The sequence below is a fragment of the Pseudomonas sp. LBUM1673 genome, assembly GCF_059695645.1.
Map to the genome: position 1 here is coordinate 3,456,076 of NZ_CP166780.1, position 14,263 is coordinate 3,470,338.

Here is a 14,263-nt window from a genome sequence, read left to right on the forward strand (position 1 = left end):
TGCCGGTTATGATTGGTAGTTTTTGGCCGAGCAGATGTGCTCGACGTGGCGCCAACGCACATTTTCGCCACTGGCTTCGACCGGCAGGAGGGCCCGACGCAAATAGTCCAAGGTGGTCATAGTCAAAACTCCTCGAGGTCGGGTAATTCATCGGCCTGTCCGATATGCCCGAAAGGCACAGGCCTGTAAGCGTCCGAATAGTCCGAAGTCCCTAAGGGTTTCGTTTTCTTCGGACAGACTCAGTTACCAGGACATGCGGTCCGTCCCGTTCAACTACTCCACGCTTCTGCAAGCCTTCACACGCCTCTTTGGCGCGGTTGCGATCCAGCCCGACAACCTCGCAGCGCGCCTTCCAGTCATCGAACAGGATGTTGATCGGATGATCTTCTCGGCCCTGCTTGGCAAGCCGCGTAGCGACCTCCCCCCACATCTGGTTCAGGACGTCCAAGGCCTTCTGCTGGTTCTTCCCCTGCGGCTTCGTCGCAGGAACAGGTGCGGTGTACTCAGTCAACTTCAACGCCGCGCCGCCAACCAAACTTCCGCTATCGTCGCGCACCGACACCCCCACTAGCTCGAAGGCGAGCGGCGGCGGCTCCTCTGCGTCCTTCATCTTGCGCGGGGTCAGTCGGATCAGTTTGTCTACGTCGCTCCGACTGACTTCGTACTCGGCATCAGCAGCCCCCTTCAGGGCGGACGACCCACGCGCGCCCTTTTCCCCATCCTTACCGCTGTGGTGGACGATCAGCACAGTAGCCTTCCAGTGTCGGCGTAGCACGTCGGCATTGCGCACAAACTGCCCAACTTCCGTTGCGCTGTTTTCGTCACCGCCGAAGTTGCGGGCCATCGTGTCGATAACGATCAGAGCCGGGGCTTCGCCGGTTGCGTCTGCGAGTTGTTGAACCGACTCGGCTACCTTCGCCACGTTGGTAGCGCTGGATAGGTCGGTAGAAGCATCGGACACGAATAACAGTGCCGGCATGTCGGTGCCATTGTGCTGAGCCCATGCTCGCAAACGTCGCGCCAGCCCGTTGTGGCCCTCGCCCGCAATGTAGAACACTGTTCCCCGCTTCACATCATGCCCGTGGAACGGGATACCCATAGCGATGCAGCACGACAAATCCAGGGCCAAGAAGGATTTGCCCTTGCCGGGTGGGCCATACACTACAGCAAGCGCATCTTCCTCGATGTATTCGCGAACTAGCCACGCGACTGGCTTCACCGGCATGTCGCAGGCGGCGATGAACCGGAAGGGCCTTGTGCTGGACAGACGCTGGTCAACCTCGGCCCACTGGTCGCCATAACGGTCTTGTGCCTTTGCATTCATACACGCTCCTCCCATTGAGCCAGACGGCGACGTGCCAACTCCAAGCGGTCTAAATCTGACTTCGGCAGCTTCTCGCCTCGAGCTTGCAGGGACAGGCCAATCGCGACGATGTGACGCTCGTGCTCAACTGCCGCACGACTGGGCCCTCTTGGGGAGGAGCGCTGGCCGCCATCAGGAAACAGGTCGCGCATATCCAGGCCGATAGCCGCGACGATTTGCGCCGCCGAGCAGCCAGCCCAGCATTTCAGCAGTAGCGTGCCGTCCCCTGCTTCCGTGATCTTCAGGCTCGGATTGCGGTCATCATGAGCTGGGCAGCAGGCGACCCATTGGCTTGGTTTAAGGGGGCGCACCTTATTTAGACGCGGCAACAGCTTGTCGGCGGGCATCATAGTTGTACCTCGCAAAACCAGCACAGAGAGATCAGGACCAAGTAGGGCTGCAGGTCGACGGCGTACTCGTTGCGGTGCAAGTCAGTGGCGCGATTGTGGAGTGCGGACGAGCTGCACGTAGCATCGTGCTTCAAGGGCGATGCTCCGAATGGAGATTTGAAGAAATCTGCGCGACGGTTTACCAACCGGGCACTCGAGCGCATTTCGGTTTGACTGAACCTGCATCAGTTCGAGGCCATTTTTCTTCGCAAAGGCGGCCATTTTCATGCTGCGTCCCTCGCTTTGATCTTGGCGCGCAGCCATGCATCCACCTCAGCCACGACGTAATACGCAGCAGCCTGGCGGGTGTCGCCGTCTTTGATCGGCTTCGGGAAGGTCGGGTCTTTCTTGCGGAGCTTGTCCAAGCCCGAGCGGGATAGGTCCAACCAGCGACACAGCGCTGGCTGGCGGATTAGAGCTTTTGCGGGAGTCGTTGCAGGGTGCATTTGAGCGCCTCCGTATGGGTGACGCTCACAAGATAGTTATCGAAACAACGGCCAAATAATTACCCCGTCGTTTGTTTACGCCGCCACTCTCGATAGGTTGATTTCGGGATTTTTAAACGCCGCTCGATGATATTTGCGAACTCGCGCCGCGACTTGCCGGTAGCCAACAACTCCGCTTCCAGCTTGGCGACTGCCGCCCAATCGTGAAGGGCGGTTCGTCCGGCGCGGGCCGTCTCCATCTTCTGCCTGTACTTTTGGGCAATCTCAGACCTGACTGCCTGCTCAGCTTCAACGGTGGAGTGCAGGTCCTTTTGCAAAAAATGGCGCTCCGCTACTGCCATTTCAAGTGACTCCAACCGTTTGATCAGCTCTCGAACCTCCTCAACAGCGCACTCGGCATGGCTGTCTGGATCAAACTGCCGAGCTTCTTTGATATGGCCCAGCACCAATAGACAAGATGATCGGACATCCAGCAGCGAGCAGACATATTTGGGCAAATGAAAGCCGAAGCTGTAAAACTTCATGTGTTGGCAATCGCTCAATGATTCGAACCAGTCAGGACTGTAGCCGGTGGTCTTTACCAAGCAGTCAAGGGCTCGCCCGGCCAGCTCCTGACAAGGCATCTCAAATGCGAGGTCAATATCAATTGGCGCCCGTTCAATCTCAGCACGAAGGATGACCCCGGCCAGAAAGTCCCGCGTGTACTCACTTTCCCCGCAATCCCATTGCGTAAGGTGCGCTTCAATGATCGGCAGCATGTCAGGTTTTATCATGCTCCCACCGCCCCTAGAGCTCTGGGCTCGTCAACACTGACTTTATGCGCGAACTCGTAGGGCGTGATGTGCTTTTCCCGGTTGGCGTCCAGATAATCGGCCCACCAGGTCATCATCAGTCGACGCTCTTCCAAGTGCTCAGCCTTGTGGATATAGGCCGCGCGCACGCCATTGCGCTCTTGGTGGCTCATTTGCCGTTCAACCGCGTCACGCGACCAGAGGCCGGACTCGACCAACGCGGAACAGGCCATAGTGCGGAAACCGTGCCCGCAAACCTCAATCTTCGTGTCGTACCCCATGCGGCGCAGTGACTTGTTTACGGTGTTCTCCGACATTGGCCGCCAGTGGTAGTGATCGCCCGGCAACACCAGATCAAAAAGCCCGCTAAGCCGGCGTATCTGCTCTAGTACTTCAAGCGTCTGGCGTGACAACGGGACCAGGTGCGGAGTCCCCATCTTTGCTCCTCGGTGCGACCTCTTGACGCCCTCGATTGGTGCCCGTTCGCCGGGAATCGTCCACATGCTCCGGGTAAAATCGAACTCAGACCAGCGAGCAAAGCGCAGCTCACTAGAACGAATGAACACCAGTAAAGCGAGGCTTACAGCAAGACAGGTAAGCGGTCGTCCGGTGTCAGCCTCGCAGCGTTGCAACAACTCCGGCAACCGCTCAAGGGGCAAGGCCGGGCGGTGTTTGGTCTTGCGGGTGGCAGTCCCCCCCACCAGATCAAGCGCCGGGTTGTATACGATGAAGTTGCGCTGAACGGCGATTCGCATGATTCCGGCGATGCGCTGACGCAGTCGCCCAACCACATCAAGCGCGCCGCGCTTCTCTACCGTCTTCAGACAGGCCAGCAGGTCGCGGGTTTTCAGGTCGGATACGGGGCGTTTGCCCAGCATGGGGAAAAGATCAACCTCAATCTCTTTCAGCACCCTGGCCGCGTGATCCTTCGACCATTTGCCGGCCATGCTGGCGTGCCATTCCAGGGCCAGCGCCTCAAAGGTGTTCCCCGCCTCATTGGCCGCCTCGATCTTTGCTTGCTTAGCGCTCTCGATGGGGTCTTGGCCATGCGCCAGCAACTCGAGTGCATCGGCTCGACGCGCGCGGGCGGCTTTCAGACCGAGAGCCGGGTAGTTGCCGAACGTTGCCAGACCAGGCTTACCGCTTGGCTTTTTATACTTGAAGCGCCAGACCTTGGTGCCGGTAGCCTTTACAAGCAAAAAAAGCCCTTGCCCGTCGAACAGGGTGTAGTCCTTTGAGCGGGGCTTGGCGGCCTCGCATTTGGGGTCGGTAAGGGGGGTTACGGTGCGCGCCATAGGTATACGCCTCGATATCGAACCGATATATACCTAAACGTATACCTAAATCTTGGGGCTGTACAGGAACATACGGGGATATTCAGACACAAAAAAACCGGCTATAAGGCCGGTTTCTCTAGGTTTCAGGTGTTTACGGGAACATCTGAAATCATACTATTGGTGCCCGAAGCCGGAATCGAACCGGCACGTCCTTACGAACGGGGGATTTTAAGTCCCATGCGTCTACCAGTTTCGCCATTCGGGCGGTAGCGCGGTAAAGCAGTCTGACGGCTGACCAATAACGATCTGGCCGTTCTGACGCTTGTGCAACAGAGGGGGAAATATATACATCCCGCCCCGGTGAAGCAAGTTCGCAAAGATCCTTTTCAAGACTAAATCTTGCAGGACTGCGAAAATAAAAAAGCTCCGTAGATCATGGATCTACGGAGCTCGTTTAAAGTGGAGGCCGAAGTCGGAATCGAACCGGCGTAGGTGGATTTGCAATCCACTGCATAACCATTTTGCTATTCGGCCTCAAACATCTGATGTCAGTAACACGACATCAAACGGATAAACTTGTATCTGGAAACGAGATTCTAATCTAGCTTCCAACCCTTTGAAATCTAAGGGGTTTTCGTCTTCCTGAATCAGGAATGGACGCAATTCTGGACTGGATCGGAAGGCATGTCAAGAACTGGAGGAAAATAATTCGAGATCGCCAAATCAGGTCTGACGCGACAAAGCAAAAGATCGCAGCCTTCGGCAGCTCCTACAGATGTACGCGGATCCATGTAGGAGCTGCCGAAGGCTGCGATCTTTTGATCTTGTGCCCTTTAATGACTGACCGCCACCGCCCGTTGCAACCGTTGCCGATACTGGCTGGGCGTCTCGTGCATTTCGTGACGGAAGTGCCGATTGAAATTCGATAAGTTGGCGTAACCCACTTCAAAGCAGATATCTGCAACGCTGAAACTGCTTTGCGCCAACAAACGGCAGGCGCGCTGGACTCGCAGTTTGCGCGTCAGGTCGACGAAGGTATGTCCGGTGGCACGCTTAAAGAATTTGGAGAAGGCCGGTTCATTCATGTCCAGACGCTGGGCGATGACGGACATCCGCAACTCATCAGCGAGGTCGTTCAGGATGTAGTCGAACACAATGCTCATGCGCTGGGCCGTCAACGCGTCGAGCATGGGCGCATATTGCAGGCTGGCTAGCGTCTGTTTCTCGCTGTCCGGGGCCGACGCCAACAACTGTAGCAACGACAGGAACAGGCAAAGTCGCTGCAATCCGTGGCACTGGCCGATGTCTTCCAGCAATCGGGCCGCTTTTTTGCGAGTAACGCCGTGAAATTCGATGCCCTGCGCCGCTTGGCGAAACAGGCTTTGCAACTCGCTGAGTTCAGGGACCTTCTCGCGCAACTGCATCAGCAGCTGACCATCGAATTGCAACACGACGTCACGATCGGCAATCACCTCTCCTTTGCCCAGGTCGCTGATCCAGTCGTGAGGCAGGCCGGGGCCGATCAGAGCGACATGGCCGGCCTCGAACACGCCGATATAGTCACCGGCTAACAGCCGTCCGCTGCCTTCGCGGATCAGGTGGATCTCGAATTCCGGATGATGATTCCAGCGAGCAAGGTCGAAGGGATAGTCATGCTCATACCAACGAAAGCTGTGCTGGGGCTCGTTCAGAATGACTTCAAGCGCTGGTGGCTTGTCTGCGGTTACATGATGGTTCATCACCCTGGCGATTCCATTTTTGTTGGTTTTATCAAGGTACCGCGAAGCCTGGGACGAGTCGAAGCTGATTCGAAGCCTCAGGGCGCAGGCATGAGATTTACACTAAGGGTGCCCGGCGCCTAGTGCACTACATGGCGGCCACTGATACTTTTTTTCCACGGTTAAAAAAGTATCAGTGGCGTGTATGCCGTTCATTTGTTCACCGCTTGGGTTGCTGTAATCCTGTGGTCATCCCGTTGCGGGTATGACTCGCAGCGTGGATTACAACAACAATAAAGCATCTGCCGCCCAAGGCGCAGAGCGGAGAACACGATGAAGATCATTCCAAGCGCGTTTTTTCTGTCGGCTGGCTTGTCCTGCGCCCTGCTCTGCCAGGCTGGCGAAACGGTGACCATCGCCACCGTGAACAACAGCGACATGATCCGCATGCAGCGGCTGTCCAAAACATTCGAACAACTGCACCCTGATGTGAAGCTCAACTGGGTGGTGCTCGAAGAGAACGTGTTGCGTCAGCGCCTGACCACCGACATTGCTACCCAGGGCGGCCAGTTCGACGTGCTCACCATCGGCACTTACGAAACGCCACTGTGGGGGGCCAAGCATTGGCTGGAGCCGATGAAGGACCTGCCCGCCAGCTATCAACTCGATGACATCTTTCCCTCGGTTCGTCAGGGACTGTCAGTCAACGACACGCTCTATGCCCTGCCGTTCTATGGCGAAAGCACCATCACCTATTACCGGACCGACTTGTTCAAGGACGCCGGCCTGACGATGCCCGAGCACCCGACCTGGACCCAGCTCGGTGAGTTCGCCGGCAAGCTGCACCAGCCGGATAAAGAGCAGTATGGAATGTGCCTGCGCGGCAAGGCCGGTTGGGGTGAAAACATGGCCCTGCTGACCACCATGTCCAACGCTTTTGGCGCGCGCTGGTTCAACGAACAATGGAAGCCGCAACTCACCGGGCCGGAATGGACCGCCGCCGCCAACTTCTACGTCAACACCCTCAAGCAGTACGGCCCGCCCGGTGTTTCGAGCAATGGCTTCAACGAAACGCTGGCCCTGTTCAACAGCGGCAAATGCGCGATCTGGGTGGATGCCAGCGTCGCCGGCTCCTTCATCACGGACAAAACGCAAAGCAAAGTGGCTGATAACGTTGGCTTCGTCGCCGCGCCCACGCAAGTCACCGACAAGGGCTCGTCCTGGCTCTATGCCTGGTCGCTGGCTATCCCGGCAACGTCCAAACACAAGGAGGCCGCCAAAGCCTTTGTGACCTGGGCGACCTCCAAGGAGTACATCCAACTGGTCGCCGAGAAGGATGGCATCAGCAACGTACCGCCGGGCACACGGATGTCCACCTACAGCGAGGCCTACTTGCAGGCCGCGCCCTTCGCCAGTGTCACGCTGAAAATGATGCAGCACGCCGACCCTGCGCACCCGTCTGCCCAACCCGTGCCCTACGTCGGCATCCAGTACGTGACCATTCCCGAGTTCCAGGCCATCGGCACGTCGGTCGGCAAGCTAGTGTCCGCGGCGCTCACCGGGCAGATGCCGGTGGAGCAGGCCCTGGCCGCCGCTCAGCAAACCACCGAACGCGAGATGAAGCGCGCCGGGTATCCCAAATAGCAACGGCTTGGCGCAGAACCTGTAGGAGCGAGGCTTGCCCGCGAAGAACGATGACGCGTAATACCTGAAAAACGGCGGTGCATTCTTCGCGGGCAAGCCTCGCTCCTACAGGGGGTCTTCACAGACTGACGACCACTTTTCACGCCCTCAACGGGGGCGTCTCTATAGCTCTTACGAATGGATGGGAAAAATGAAACGTTTGGAAGGAAAAAGCGCCCTCATTACCGGTTCCGCCAGAGGGATAGGGAGAACGTTTGCGCAAGCCTATATCCACGAAGGCGCTACGGTTGCGATCGCAGACATCAACCTGGAACGTGCGCAAGCCACGGCGGCTGAGTTGGGGCCCAATGCCTATGCGGTCGAGATGAACGTGACCGATCAGCAATCAATCGACAGTGCCGTCGCCAAGGTCATCGCCACCGCAGGCAAGCTCGATATCCTGATCAACAACGCGGCACTGTTTGATCTCGCGCCGATTACCGAGATCTCACGCGACAGCTACGAACGGCTGTTCTCGATCAACGTTTCCGGCACTCTGTTCACGCTGCAGGCCGCGGCTAAACAGATGATCAGCCAGGGCCACGGCGGCAAGATCATCAACATGGCCAGTCAGGCCGGTCGACGGGGTGAAGCGCTCGTTGCGGTGTATTGCGCGACCAAAGCGGCGGTGATCAGCCTCACGCAATCGGCCGGTCTCAATCTCATCCCCCATAAAATCAACGTGAACGCCATCGCCCCGGGTGTGGTGGACGGCGAGCATTGGGATGGCGTCGATGCGCTGTTCGCCCGTTATGAAAACCGGCCGATCGGGGAAAAGAAAAGGATGGCGGGTCAGGAAGTACCCTACGGACGCATGGGCACGGCAGAAGACCTTGTCGGTATGGCGATCTTCCTGGCATCGGCCGAGAGCGAGTACATCGTGGCGCAGACTTATAACGTCGATGGCGGCAACTGGATGAGCTGACTGGCCCCCGGAACAGGCCCAGCCAATACCTCAAAGACGAAACCGATCCACCGATTGCGAAAGCTGGCCCGCCAGAGTGGACAGCTCATCGGTGGTCGAGGCGGTCTGGTTGATAACCTTGCTGTTGCCTTCGGACATGCCGGCAATCATTTCCACCTGGTGCGCGATTTCGTTACTGGCCAGGCTCTGCTCACCGATCGTGCGGCTGATGTCATTGACCAGCTCAGTGGTATTGAGCGTGGCCTGGAGGATTTCGCGGATGGCGCGCTCGACGTCGGCGGTCACCGCCATGCCTTTGTCGACCTGAGCGACGCCCGCTTCCATGCTAGTGACCGCCTCACGGGTACTTTGCTGGATGCGTGCGACCATGGCGGCGATTTCCTGGGTGGAGGCGCTGGTGCGGCCCGCCAGGCTGCGCACCTCATCGGCCACCACAGCAAAACCACGCCCCTGCTCACCGGCGCGAGCAGCCTCGATGGCGGCGTTAAGCGCCAACAGGTTGGTTTGATCGGCGATGCCCTTGATCACCTGAATGATGCTGAAAATCCCTTCGGATTCCTTGTCCAGGGTGCGAATCACCTGGGCCGACTGCTGCGCCGAACGCGCAATACCGTCCATGTCGCTGACCACTTGATGGATCACGCGACCGCCGTCCTTGGCCAGTTCCTCGGCCTGGTTGGCCATGTTTAGTGCACGTTCGGCATGCCGGGTGATTTCCTCGATGCTCGCGGTCATCTCGCTGGCGGCCGCGGCCATGGTGCTGGCGGCGACGCTTTGCTGCTGGCTGCTGCCCGCGACCTGATGGCAGCCGCTGCTCAATTGCTGGCTCATGCCGCTCACGCCATGGGCGTTGCTGCGAACCACCTCGATCATGCCGCGCAGGTCGCGCTGCATAGTCGCCAGGCTGCGAACCAAAGTGCTGGCTTCGTCCTTGCCGGTGGGCTCTACGATAGGTTCGCTCAGGTTGCCATGGGCGATGCTGTCGGCGATGTGACTGGCGGTCTGCAACGGCCCCATGATGCTCAGGATGACCCAGCGTCCCTGGACGAGCAGCAGTAACAAACTGGCAATGAGTACTACGCCGAGGGTGAAGTTGGCACTGCTGATGGCTTGCTGAGTGCCCGCGCCGGTCTGTTGGGTGTCGGTTTCGATGAGCTCGCTGAGGGCGCCCATCTGGTCTTCCAGTTGGCTGAACGCGTTATTGAACGTGCCCAGTTGCTGCTGTGCGGTATCCGGATTTTCCAGCGCCAGCCCGACAATGCGTTCGGCGGCACTGATGTACGTATCAAGGCTGGGCTTGATCTTGTCCAGCGCTGCCTTGAGGGTGGCGTTCACCGGCAGCTTGAGGTTGTCACCAAGCACCTCACGAAAACGCGCCGCATGTTCATCGATGGAGCTGCGCACCTCGGTTTTGCTGCTGTCGCTTTTACCCAGCCCGACCAACATCGCCGACAGCACATCCGCGCGCAGCGCATCGTGCATCATGTCGGCTTCGAGGTGGTTGCGCAGCGCGGTCATGCTGACCTCGTTGTCACTCACCGCTTCAGCCATCCGGGTATTTCCCAGATAGCTGACCAGGCTCACGATCAGGGCGGTGAGCAAACTGGTGCCGATCAGCAAAATCAAACGTAACTTTATGGACACTCGGTGTTCCCCTGTCGGCATGTGCGTGGTCGGCAAAGTTGCCGCGCTTACGGGGTTATCGACTGTTCCAACCGGTTACTTAGGGTAATTTCCACTCGAGTCGGTATTTACGACCTGCGGTATGCCCTGTCGCGTTTGACCTTGTGATTCAGCTACCCAGCGTCCTCAGTGCCCGCGAATGTAGTGCTCCAGTTGCCGGATCAAACCCGCCTGCTCGACGATGGCTTCCTTGACCAGGTCGCCAATCGACAGCAGCCCGATCAATTCACCCCCCTCCAGCACGGGCAGATGGCGCAAATGACTGTCGGTCATGACCGCCATGCAGCGCTCGATGCTCTGCAGGCTGTCGGCGGTCACCACCGGCGCGCTCATGATCTCGCGCACCGGCGTACCGACCGAAGAGCGACCCTGTAGAACCACCTTGCGCGCATAGTCGCGCTCACTGATGACGCCAACCACCTGCCCTTCTTCGATGACGGGCAACGCGCCGACGTTCTTCTCGGCCATCATTTTCAGGGCGTCGAGGACCATTTGATCCGGAGCGATGCTGTGCACCTGCTGGTTTTGCACGACTTTCAGTTTCAACAACTGTGCGGCTGTCTTCATCAACGTTCTCCGATACGGTTCAGGGCGGCAGTCAAGCCGCCGCGACTTCCACGATGCCGGCGTTCAAGCGCACCGGCCAGACCCGCAGGCGCTGCTCCGGGTACTCCAGGCAACTGCCGTCCTCAAGACGGAAGTGCTGTTTGTAGATCGGCGACGCCACCACCAGATCGCCCTTGAGGCTGCCGATCAATCCGCGGCCGATGACGTTCGCACCGGATTGCGGATCATGGTTGTCGATGGCGTAGAGGGTGCGGCCTTCAGCCTGCGGCAGGTAGAACAGCGCCACCTGGGCGCCGTCGAGCCAGACGACGACACCGGAGTTGCTGACCAGATCCTGCTGGCTGCACACCGCCTGCCAGGCTTGAGCATTGGCCGCCGTGGCAAGGGCGTTGACACGCTGGGTATTGGACTGACTCATCAGGCATTCTCCTCGGTGACAGGGATAAGGTTGAGTTCGGCGGCCATGATCGGCCGGCGTTGACCGCGTTCCTGAACAAAATGGATGTCCGGGTCCGGGCGTTGATCGTTGACGAAGGTGCGGAAGCGCTTGAGTTTTTCCGGGTCTTTGAGGGCGTTGGCCCATTCGCATTCGTAGCGGTTGACCACCAGTTGCATCTGCGATTCGAGTTCCGCGCCGAGGCCCAGGCTGTCGTTGATGATCACGTCCTTGAGGTAATCCAGGCCGCCCTCCAGGCTTTCGCGCCAGACCGAGGTGCGCTGCAATTTGTCGGCGGTGCGGATGTAGAACATCAGGAACCGGTCGATGTAACGGATCAGGGTTTCATCATCCAGGTCAGTGGCGAACAGCTCGGCATGACGCGGACGCATGCCGCCGTTACCGGCCACATAGAGGTTCCAGCCGTTCTCGGTGGCGATCACGCCCACGTCTTTGCTCTGCGCCTCGGCACATTCACGGGTGCAACCGGAGACCGCGAACTTGAGCTTGTGCGGCGAGCGCAGACCTTTGTAGCGATCCTCGAGGGTCAGGGCCATTTTCACGCTGTCTTGCACGCCGTAACGGCACCAGGTGCTGCCGACGCAAGACTTCACCGTGCGGGTAGATTTGCCGTAGGCATGCCCGGTTTCGAAACCGGCCTCAATCAGCTCGGACCAGATGTCTGGCAACTGATGCAACTGCGCGCCGAACAAGTCGATCCGCTGGCCGCCGGTGATTTTGGTGTAGAGGTCGTATTTCTTCGCCACCACACCAATCGCGATCAGCTTGTCGGCTGTGATCTCGCCCCCGGCGATGCGCGGCACCACCGAATAGGTGCCGTTTTTCTGCATGTTGGCCATGAAGGTGTCGTTGGTGTCCTGCAACGGCACCAACGAGGTGTCCATGATCGGCTGGTTCCAGCACGAGGCGAGGATCGAGCCCACCGCCGGTTTGCACACGTCGCAACCGGTGTGGCCGCGACCGTGTTTGGCCAGCAGTTCTTCGAAGGTGATCACCCCTTCTACCCGCACCAGCGCGTAAAGCTCCTGACGGGTGTAGGCGAAGTGTTCGCACAGGCTCTTGTCGACACTGACGCCGCGAGCAATCAATTCATGCTCGAACACTTGCTTGAGCAGCCCGGCACAACCGCCGCAACCGGTGCAGGCCTTGGTCTGCGACTTGAGCAGGCCCAAGTCGGTGCAGCCACCGTCGATAGCCGAGCAGATCGAGCCCTTGGTGACGTTATGGCACGAACACACCGTCGCTGCCTCAGGCAACGCGCCCGGGCCCAGGGTTGGCGCACCGGTGGACGATGGCAGAATCAGGCTGGCAGGTTCCGACGGCAAGGCAATGCCGTTCTGCATGTATTGCAGCAAGGTGTCGTAGTAGCTGTTGTCGCCGACCAGCACCGCGCCGAGCACGCGTTTGCTGTCAGCATCCACCACCAGGCGACGGTAGCTGGCCGTGGCTTCATCGATGAACTGATAACTGCGCGCACCCGGCGTCTGGGCGTGAGCATCACCGATGGAGCCGACATCGACGCCGAGCAGTTTGAGCTTGGTCGACATGTCGGCGCCCTGGAACGGCTCCGCCACTTGATTGCACAGCAGCGACGCGACGCCACGGGCCATCTGATAACCGGGGGCGACCAGACCGAAGAGGCTGCCATTCCAGGCGGCGCACTCGCCGATGGCATAGATGTTCGGATCGCTGGTCAGGCACTGATCGTCAATCACCACGCCGCCACGCGGACCAATGTCCAGCGCGCATTGGCGGGCCAGCGCGTCTTGCGCGCGGATGCCGGCGGAGAACACGATCAGGTCGGCTTCGAGAAATTCGTCATTGGCAAAATTCATCCGGTAGCGGTACTGCTCGCCGGCACTGATCGACTGCGTGCCACGGGACAGATGCACACCCACGCCGAGTCGCTCGATTTGCGCTTTCAACGCCAAGCCACCCTGCTCGTCCAGTTGCACCGGCATCAGGCGTGGGGCAAATTCCACCACATGCGCTTCCAGGCCCAGGCTTTTCAGGGCGTTGGCGGCTTCCAGGCCGAGCAGGCCACCGCCGACCACCACGCCACGCCGGGCATTGGCCGCCGCGGCACGAATGGCGTCGAGGTCTTCCAGGGTGCGATACACCAGGCGCGAGTCGCCTTCTGCACCTTCAATAGGTGGCACAAATGGATAAGAGCCGGTGGCCAGAACCAGTTTGTCGTACGAGACGCAACCTTGTGCGGTGATCACCTGACGTCGCGCCCGGTCGATTTCCAACACGGGCACGCCAAGATGCAGGGTGACGCCCGGCGTCTGGTACAGAGAGGCTTCGCCCAGAGCCAGCGACTCGGCATCGCGACCACCGAAATACTCGGACAGATGCACACGGTCGTAGGCACGCATCGGCTCTTCGCTGAAGACATGCAGGCGATAGTGGTCGAGGGCGCCGCGCTCGATGAGCTGCTCGACACAATGATGTCCGACCATGCCATTGCCGATCACGATCAGTGTTTGCAGTTTGTTCAACGCGGCAACATTGGAATTCATAGTAAGCACCCAGCCAAAGCCAATCACGGTTAAAAAAGCAAAAAAAAACGCCTGAAACCTCTCGGTTTCAGGCGTCTTTGCCTGTTCTTCGCGGTGTTCGACCTGGCGCCTTCGCCTGATCCACCGATGTTGCCCACGACCTGCTCGGCCGGTCGATCTTCGTTGATCGAGTGGGCTGCCCATCTGTTTTCGATGGACCTGAGGGGATCAATGCAGCCTTTGTGCCAGCCGGCCGCTTGATACTTCACTCGCGCTGAAAACCTCACGGCTGAACAATCGGCGAATAGGCTTGGCGACCGTGGAATAGGCGTGTTCTGGCGGGAGAGGACGGTCTTTCAGAAGTGGTTGCGTGGATCGTTTGCAACAGCGGATGTGGGCACTGGCAGAGGAGAAAACTCGGTGCAGCGCTCGCGGTGGGTGCACGTTTTTATGGCATCGCGCT

At 58.9% G+C, this 14,263-nt stretch carries 13 protein-coding genes, 2 tRNA genes and 1 pseudogene; 2 read left to right on the top strand and 14 right to left on the bottom strand.

The window, feature by feature from the left end; translation table 11 throughout:
- Positions 1 to 211 precede the first annotated feature (211 nt).
- The 9 genes from ACA044_RS15880 to ACA044_RS15920 form a co-directional block, all read right to left on the bottom strand.
- Positions 212 to 1,324: an AAA family ATPase gene (locus tag ACA044_RS15880; RefSeq protein WP_497442266.1), complete on the bottom strand. Its 1,113-nt coding sequence runs from the start codon at positions 1,322 to 1,324 to the stop codon at positions 212 to 214.
- Positions 1,321 to 1,713, bottom strand: coding sequence for a virulence-associated protein E (locus ACA044_RS15885; protein WP_052963759.1), 393 nt, complete (start codon positions 1,711 to 1,713; stop codon positions 1,321 to 1,323). Before ACA044_RS15885 ends, ACA044_RS15880 begins: the two co-directional genes overlap by 4 nt.
- 81 nt (positions 1,714 to 1,794) lie before the next feature.
- Entirely contained in the window at positions 1,795 to 2,016 is a 222-nt protein-coding gene (locus ACA044_RS15890) for a hypothetical protein (protein ID WP_497447339.1), read from the bottom strand.
- Positions 1,977 to 2,198: a helix-turn-helix transcriptional regulator gene (locus ACA044_RS15895; RefSeq protein ID WP_497442267.1), complete on the bottom strand. Its 222-nt coding sequence runs from the start codon at positions 2,196 to 2,198 to the stop codon at positions 1,977 to 1,979. Before ACA044_RS15895 ends, ACA044_RS15890 begins: the two co-directional genes overlap by 40 nt.
- 59 nt (positions 2,199 to 2,257) lie before the next feature.
- Positions 2,258 to 2,971, bottom strand: a complete 714-nt coding sequence (locus ACA044_RS15900) for a hypothetical protein (RefSeq protein WP_497442268.1) — start codon at positions 2,969 to 2,971, stop codon at positions 2,258 to 2,260.
- A complete protein-coding gene (locus ACA044_RS15905) occupies positions 2,968 to 4,284 on the bottom strand; it encodes a tyrosine-type recombinase/integrase (RefSeq protein ID WP_497442269.1) in 1,317 nt (438 codons plus the stop codon). The genes ACA044_RS15900 and ACA044_RS15905 overlap by 4 nt, the downstream gene beginning before the upstream one ends.
- Before the next feature lie 160 nt (positions 4,285 to 4,444).
- Positions 4,445 to 4,531, bottom strand: a tRNA-Leu gene (locus ACA044_RS15910).
- Between the two features lie 195 nt (positions 4,532 to 4,726).
- A tRNA-Cys gene (locus ACA044_RS15915) sits at positions 4,727 to 4,800 on the bottom strand.
- A gap of 299 nt (positions 4,801 to 5,099) precedes the next feature.
- On the bottom strand, positions 5,100 to 6,005 hold the full coding sequence (locus ACA044_RS15920; RefSeq protein ID WP_497442270.1) for a helix-turn-helix domain-containing protein: 906 nt from the start codon (positions 6,003 to 6,005) through the stop codon (positions 5,100 to 5,102).
- 312 nt (positions 6,006 to 6,317) lie between these two features.
- Here ACA044_RS15920 and ACA044_RS15925 point away from each other — a divergent pair, with 312 nt between their 5' ends.
- Both ACA044_RS15925 and ACA044_RS15930 read left to right on the top strand, forming a co-directional pair.
- Positions 6,318 to 7,628, top strand: coding sequence for an ABC transporter substrate-binding protein (locus ACA044_RS15925; protein WP_497442271.1), 1,311 nt, complete (start codon positions 6,318 to 6,320; stop codon positions 7,626 to 7,628).
- Between the two features lie 190 nt (positions 7,629 to 7,818).
- Positions 7,819 to 8,592 carry an L-iditol 2-dehydrogenase gene (locus tag ACA044_RS15930; RefSeq protein WP_497442272.1) on the top strand — a complete coding sequence of 258 codons (774 nt, stop codon included), beginning with the start codon at positions 7,819 to 7,821 and terminating at the stop codon, positions 8,590 to 8,592.
- 30 nt (positions 8,593 to 8,622) lie between these two features.
- On the opposite strand, the gene ACA044_RS15935 is transcribed toward ACA044_RS15930, so the two are convergent.
- From ACA044_RS15935 to nirB, 5 genes and pseudogenes are all read right to left on the bottom strand, one after another.
- Positions 8,623 to 9,486 carry a methyl-accepting chemotaxis protein gene (locus tag ACA044_RS15935; RefSeq protein ID WP_497447233.1) on the bottom strand — a complete coding sequence of 288 codons (864 nt, stop codon included), beginning with the start codon at positions 9,484 to 9,486 and terminating at the stop codon, positions 8,623 to 8,625.
- Positions 9,481 to 10,257 (bottom strand): annotated as a pseudogene (locus tag ACA044_RS15940) (MCP four helix bundle domain-containing protein); the annotation flags it as partial. The gene ACA044_RS15935 and the pseudogene ACA044_RS15940, both read right to left, overlap by 6 nt.
- 144 nt (positions 10,258 to 10,401) lie before the next feature.
- Positions 10,402 to 10,842: a CBS domain-containing protein gene (locus tag ACA044_RS15945; protein WP_497442273.1), complete on the bottom strand. Its 441-nt coding sequence runs from the start codon at positions 10,840 to 10,842 to the stop codon at positions 10,402 to 10,404.
- A 31-nt stretch (positions 10,843 to 10,873) separates the two neighbouring features.
- Complete coding sequence (gene nirD, locus ACA044_RS15950; RefSeq protein ID WP_497442274.1) at positions 10,874 to 11,260, bottom strand: nitrite reductase small subunit NirD; 387 nt, start codon at positions 11,258 to 11,260, stop codon at positions 10,874 to 10,876.
- A complete protein-coding gene (nirB, locus tag ACA044_RS15955; protein WP_497442275.1) occupies positions 11,260 to 13,821 on the bottom strand; it encodes a nitrite reductase large subunit NirB in 2,562 nt (853 codons plus the stop codon). The genes nirD and nirB overlap by 1 nt, the downstream gene beginning before the upstream one ends.
- Positions 13,822 to 14,263: the final 442 nt, after the last annotated feature.

Coding starts and splice junctions, on each gene's coding strand:
- ACA044_RS15935 (WP_497447233.1), bottom strand. CDS start 9,486: ATGCAGCGCGACCTGCGCGGCATGATCGAGGTGGTTCGCAGCAACGCC.
- ACA044_RS15930 (WP_497442272.1), top strand. CDS start 7,819: ATGAAACGTTTGGAAGGAAAAAGCGCCCTCATTACCGGTTCCGCCAGA.
- nirD (WP_497442274.1), bottom strand. CDS start 11,260: ATGAGTCAGTCCAATACCCAGCGTGTCAACGCCCTTGCCACGGCGGCC.
- ACA044_RS15925 (WP_497442271.1), top strand. CDS start 6,318: ATGAAGATCATTCCAAGCGCGTTTTTTCTGTCGGCTGGCTTGTCCTGC.
- ACA044_RS15895 (WP_497442267.1), bottom strand. CDS start 2,198: ATGCACCCTGCAACGACTCCCGCAAAAGCTCTAATCCGCCAGCCAGCG.
- ACA044_RS15905 (WP_497442269.1), bottom strand. CDS start 4,284: ATGGCGCGCACCGTAACCCCCCTTACCGACCCCAAATGCGAGGCCGCC.
- ACA044_RS15880 (WP_497442266.1), bottom strand. CDS start 1,324: ATGAATGCAAAGGCACAAGACCGTTATGGCGACCAGTGGGCCGAGGTT.
- ACA044_RS15945 (WP_497442273.1), bottom strand. CDS start 10,842: ATGAAGACAGCCGCACAGTTGTTGAAACTGAAAGTCGTGCAAAACCAG.
- ACA044_RS15920 (WP_497442270.1), bottom strand. CDS start 6,005: ATGAACCATCATGTAACCGCAGACAAGCCACCAGCGCTTGAAGTCATT.
- ACA044_RS15900 (WP_497442268.1), bottom strand. CDS start 2,971: ATGATAAAACCTGACATGCTGCCGATCATTGAAGCGCACCTTACGCAA.
- ACA044_RS15890 (WP_497447339.1), bottom strand. CDS start 2,016: ATGGCTGCGCGCCAAGATCAAAGCGAGGGACGCAGCATGAAAATGGCC.
- ACA044_RS15885 (WP_052963759.1), bottom strand. CDS start 1,713: ATGATGCCCGCCGACAAGCTGTTGCCGCGTCTAAATAAGGTGCGCCCC.
- nirB (WP_497442275.1), bottom strand. CDS start 13,821: ATGAATTCCAATGTTGCCGCGTTGAACAAACTGCAAACACTGATCGTG.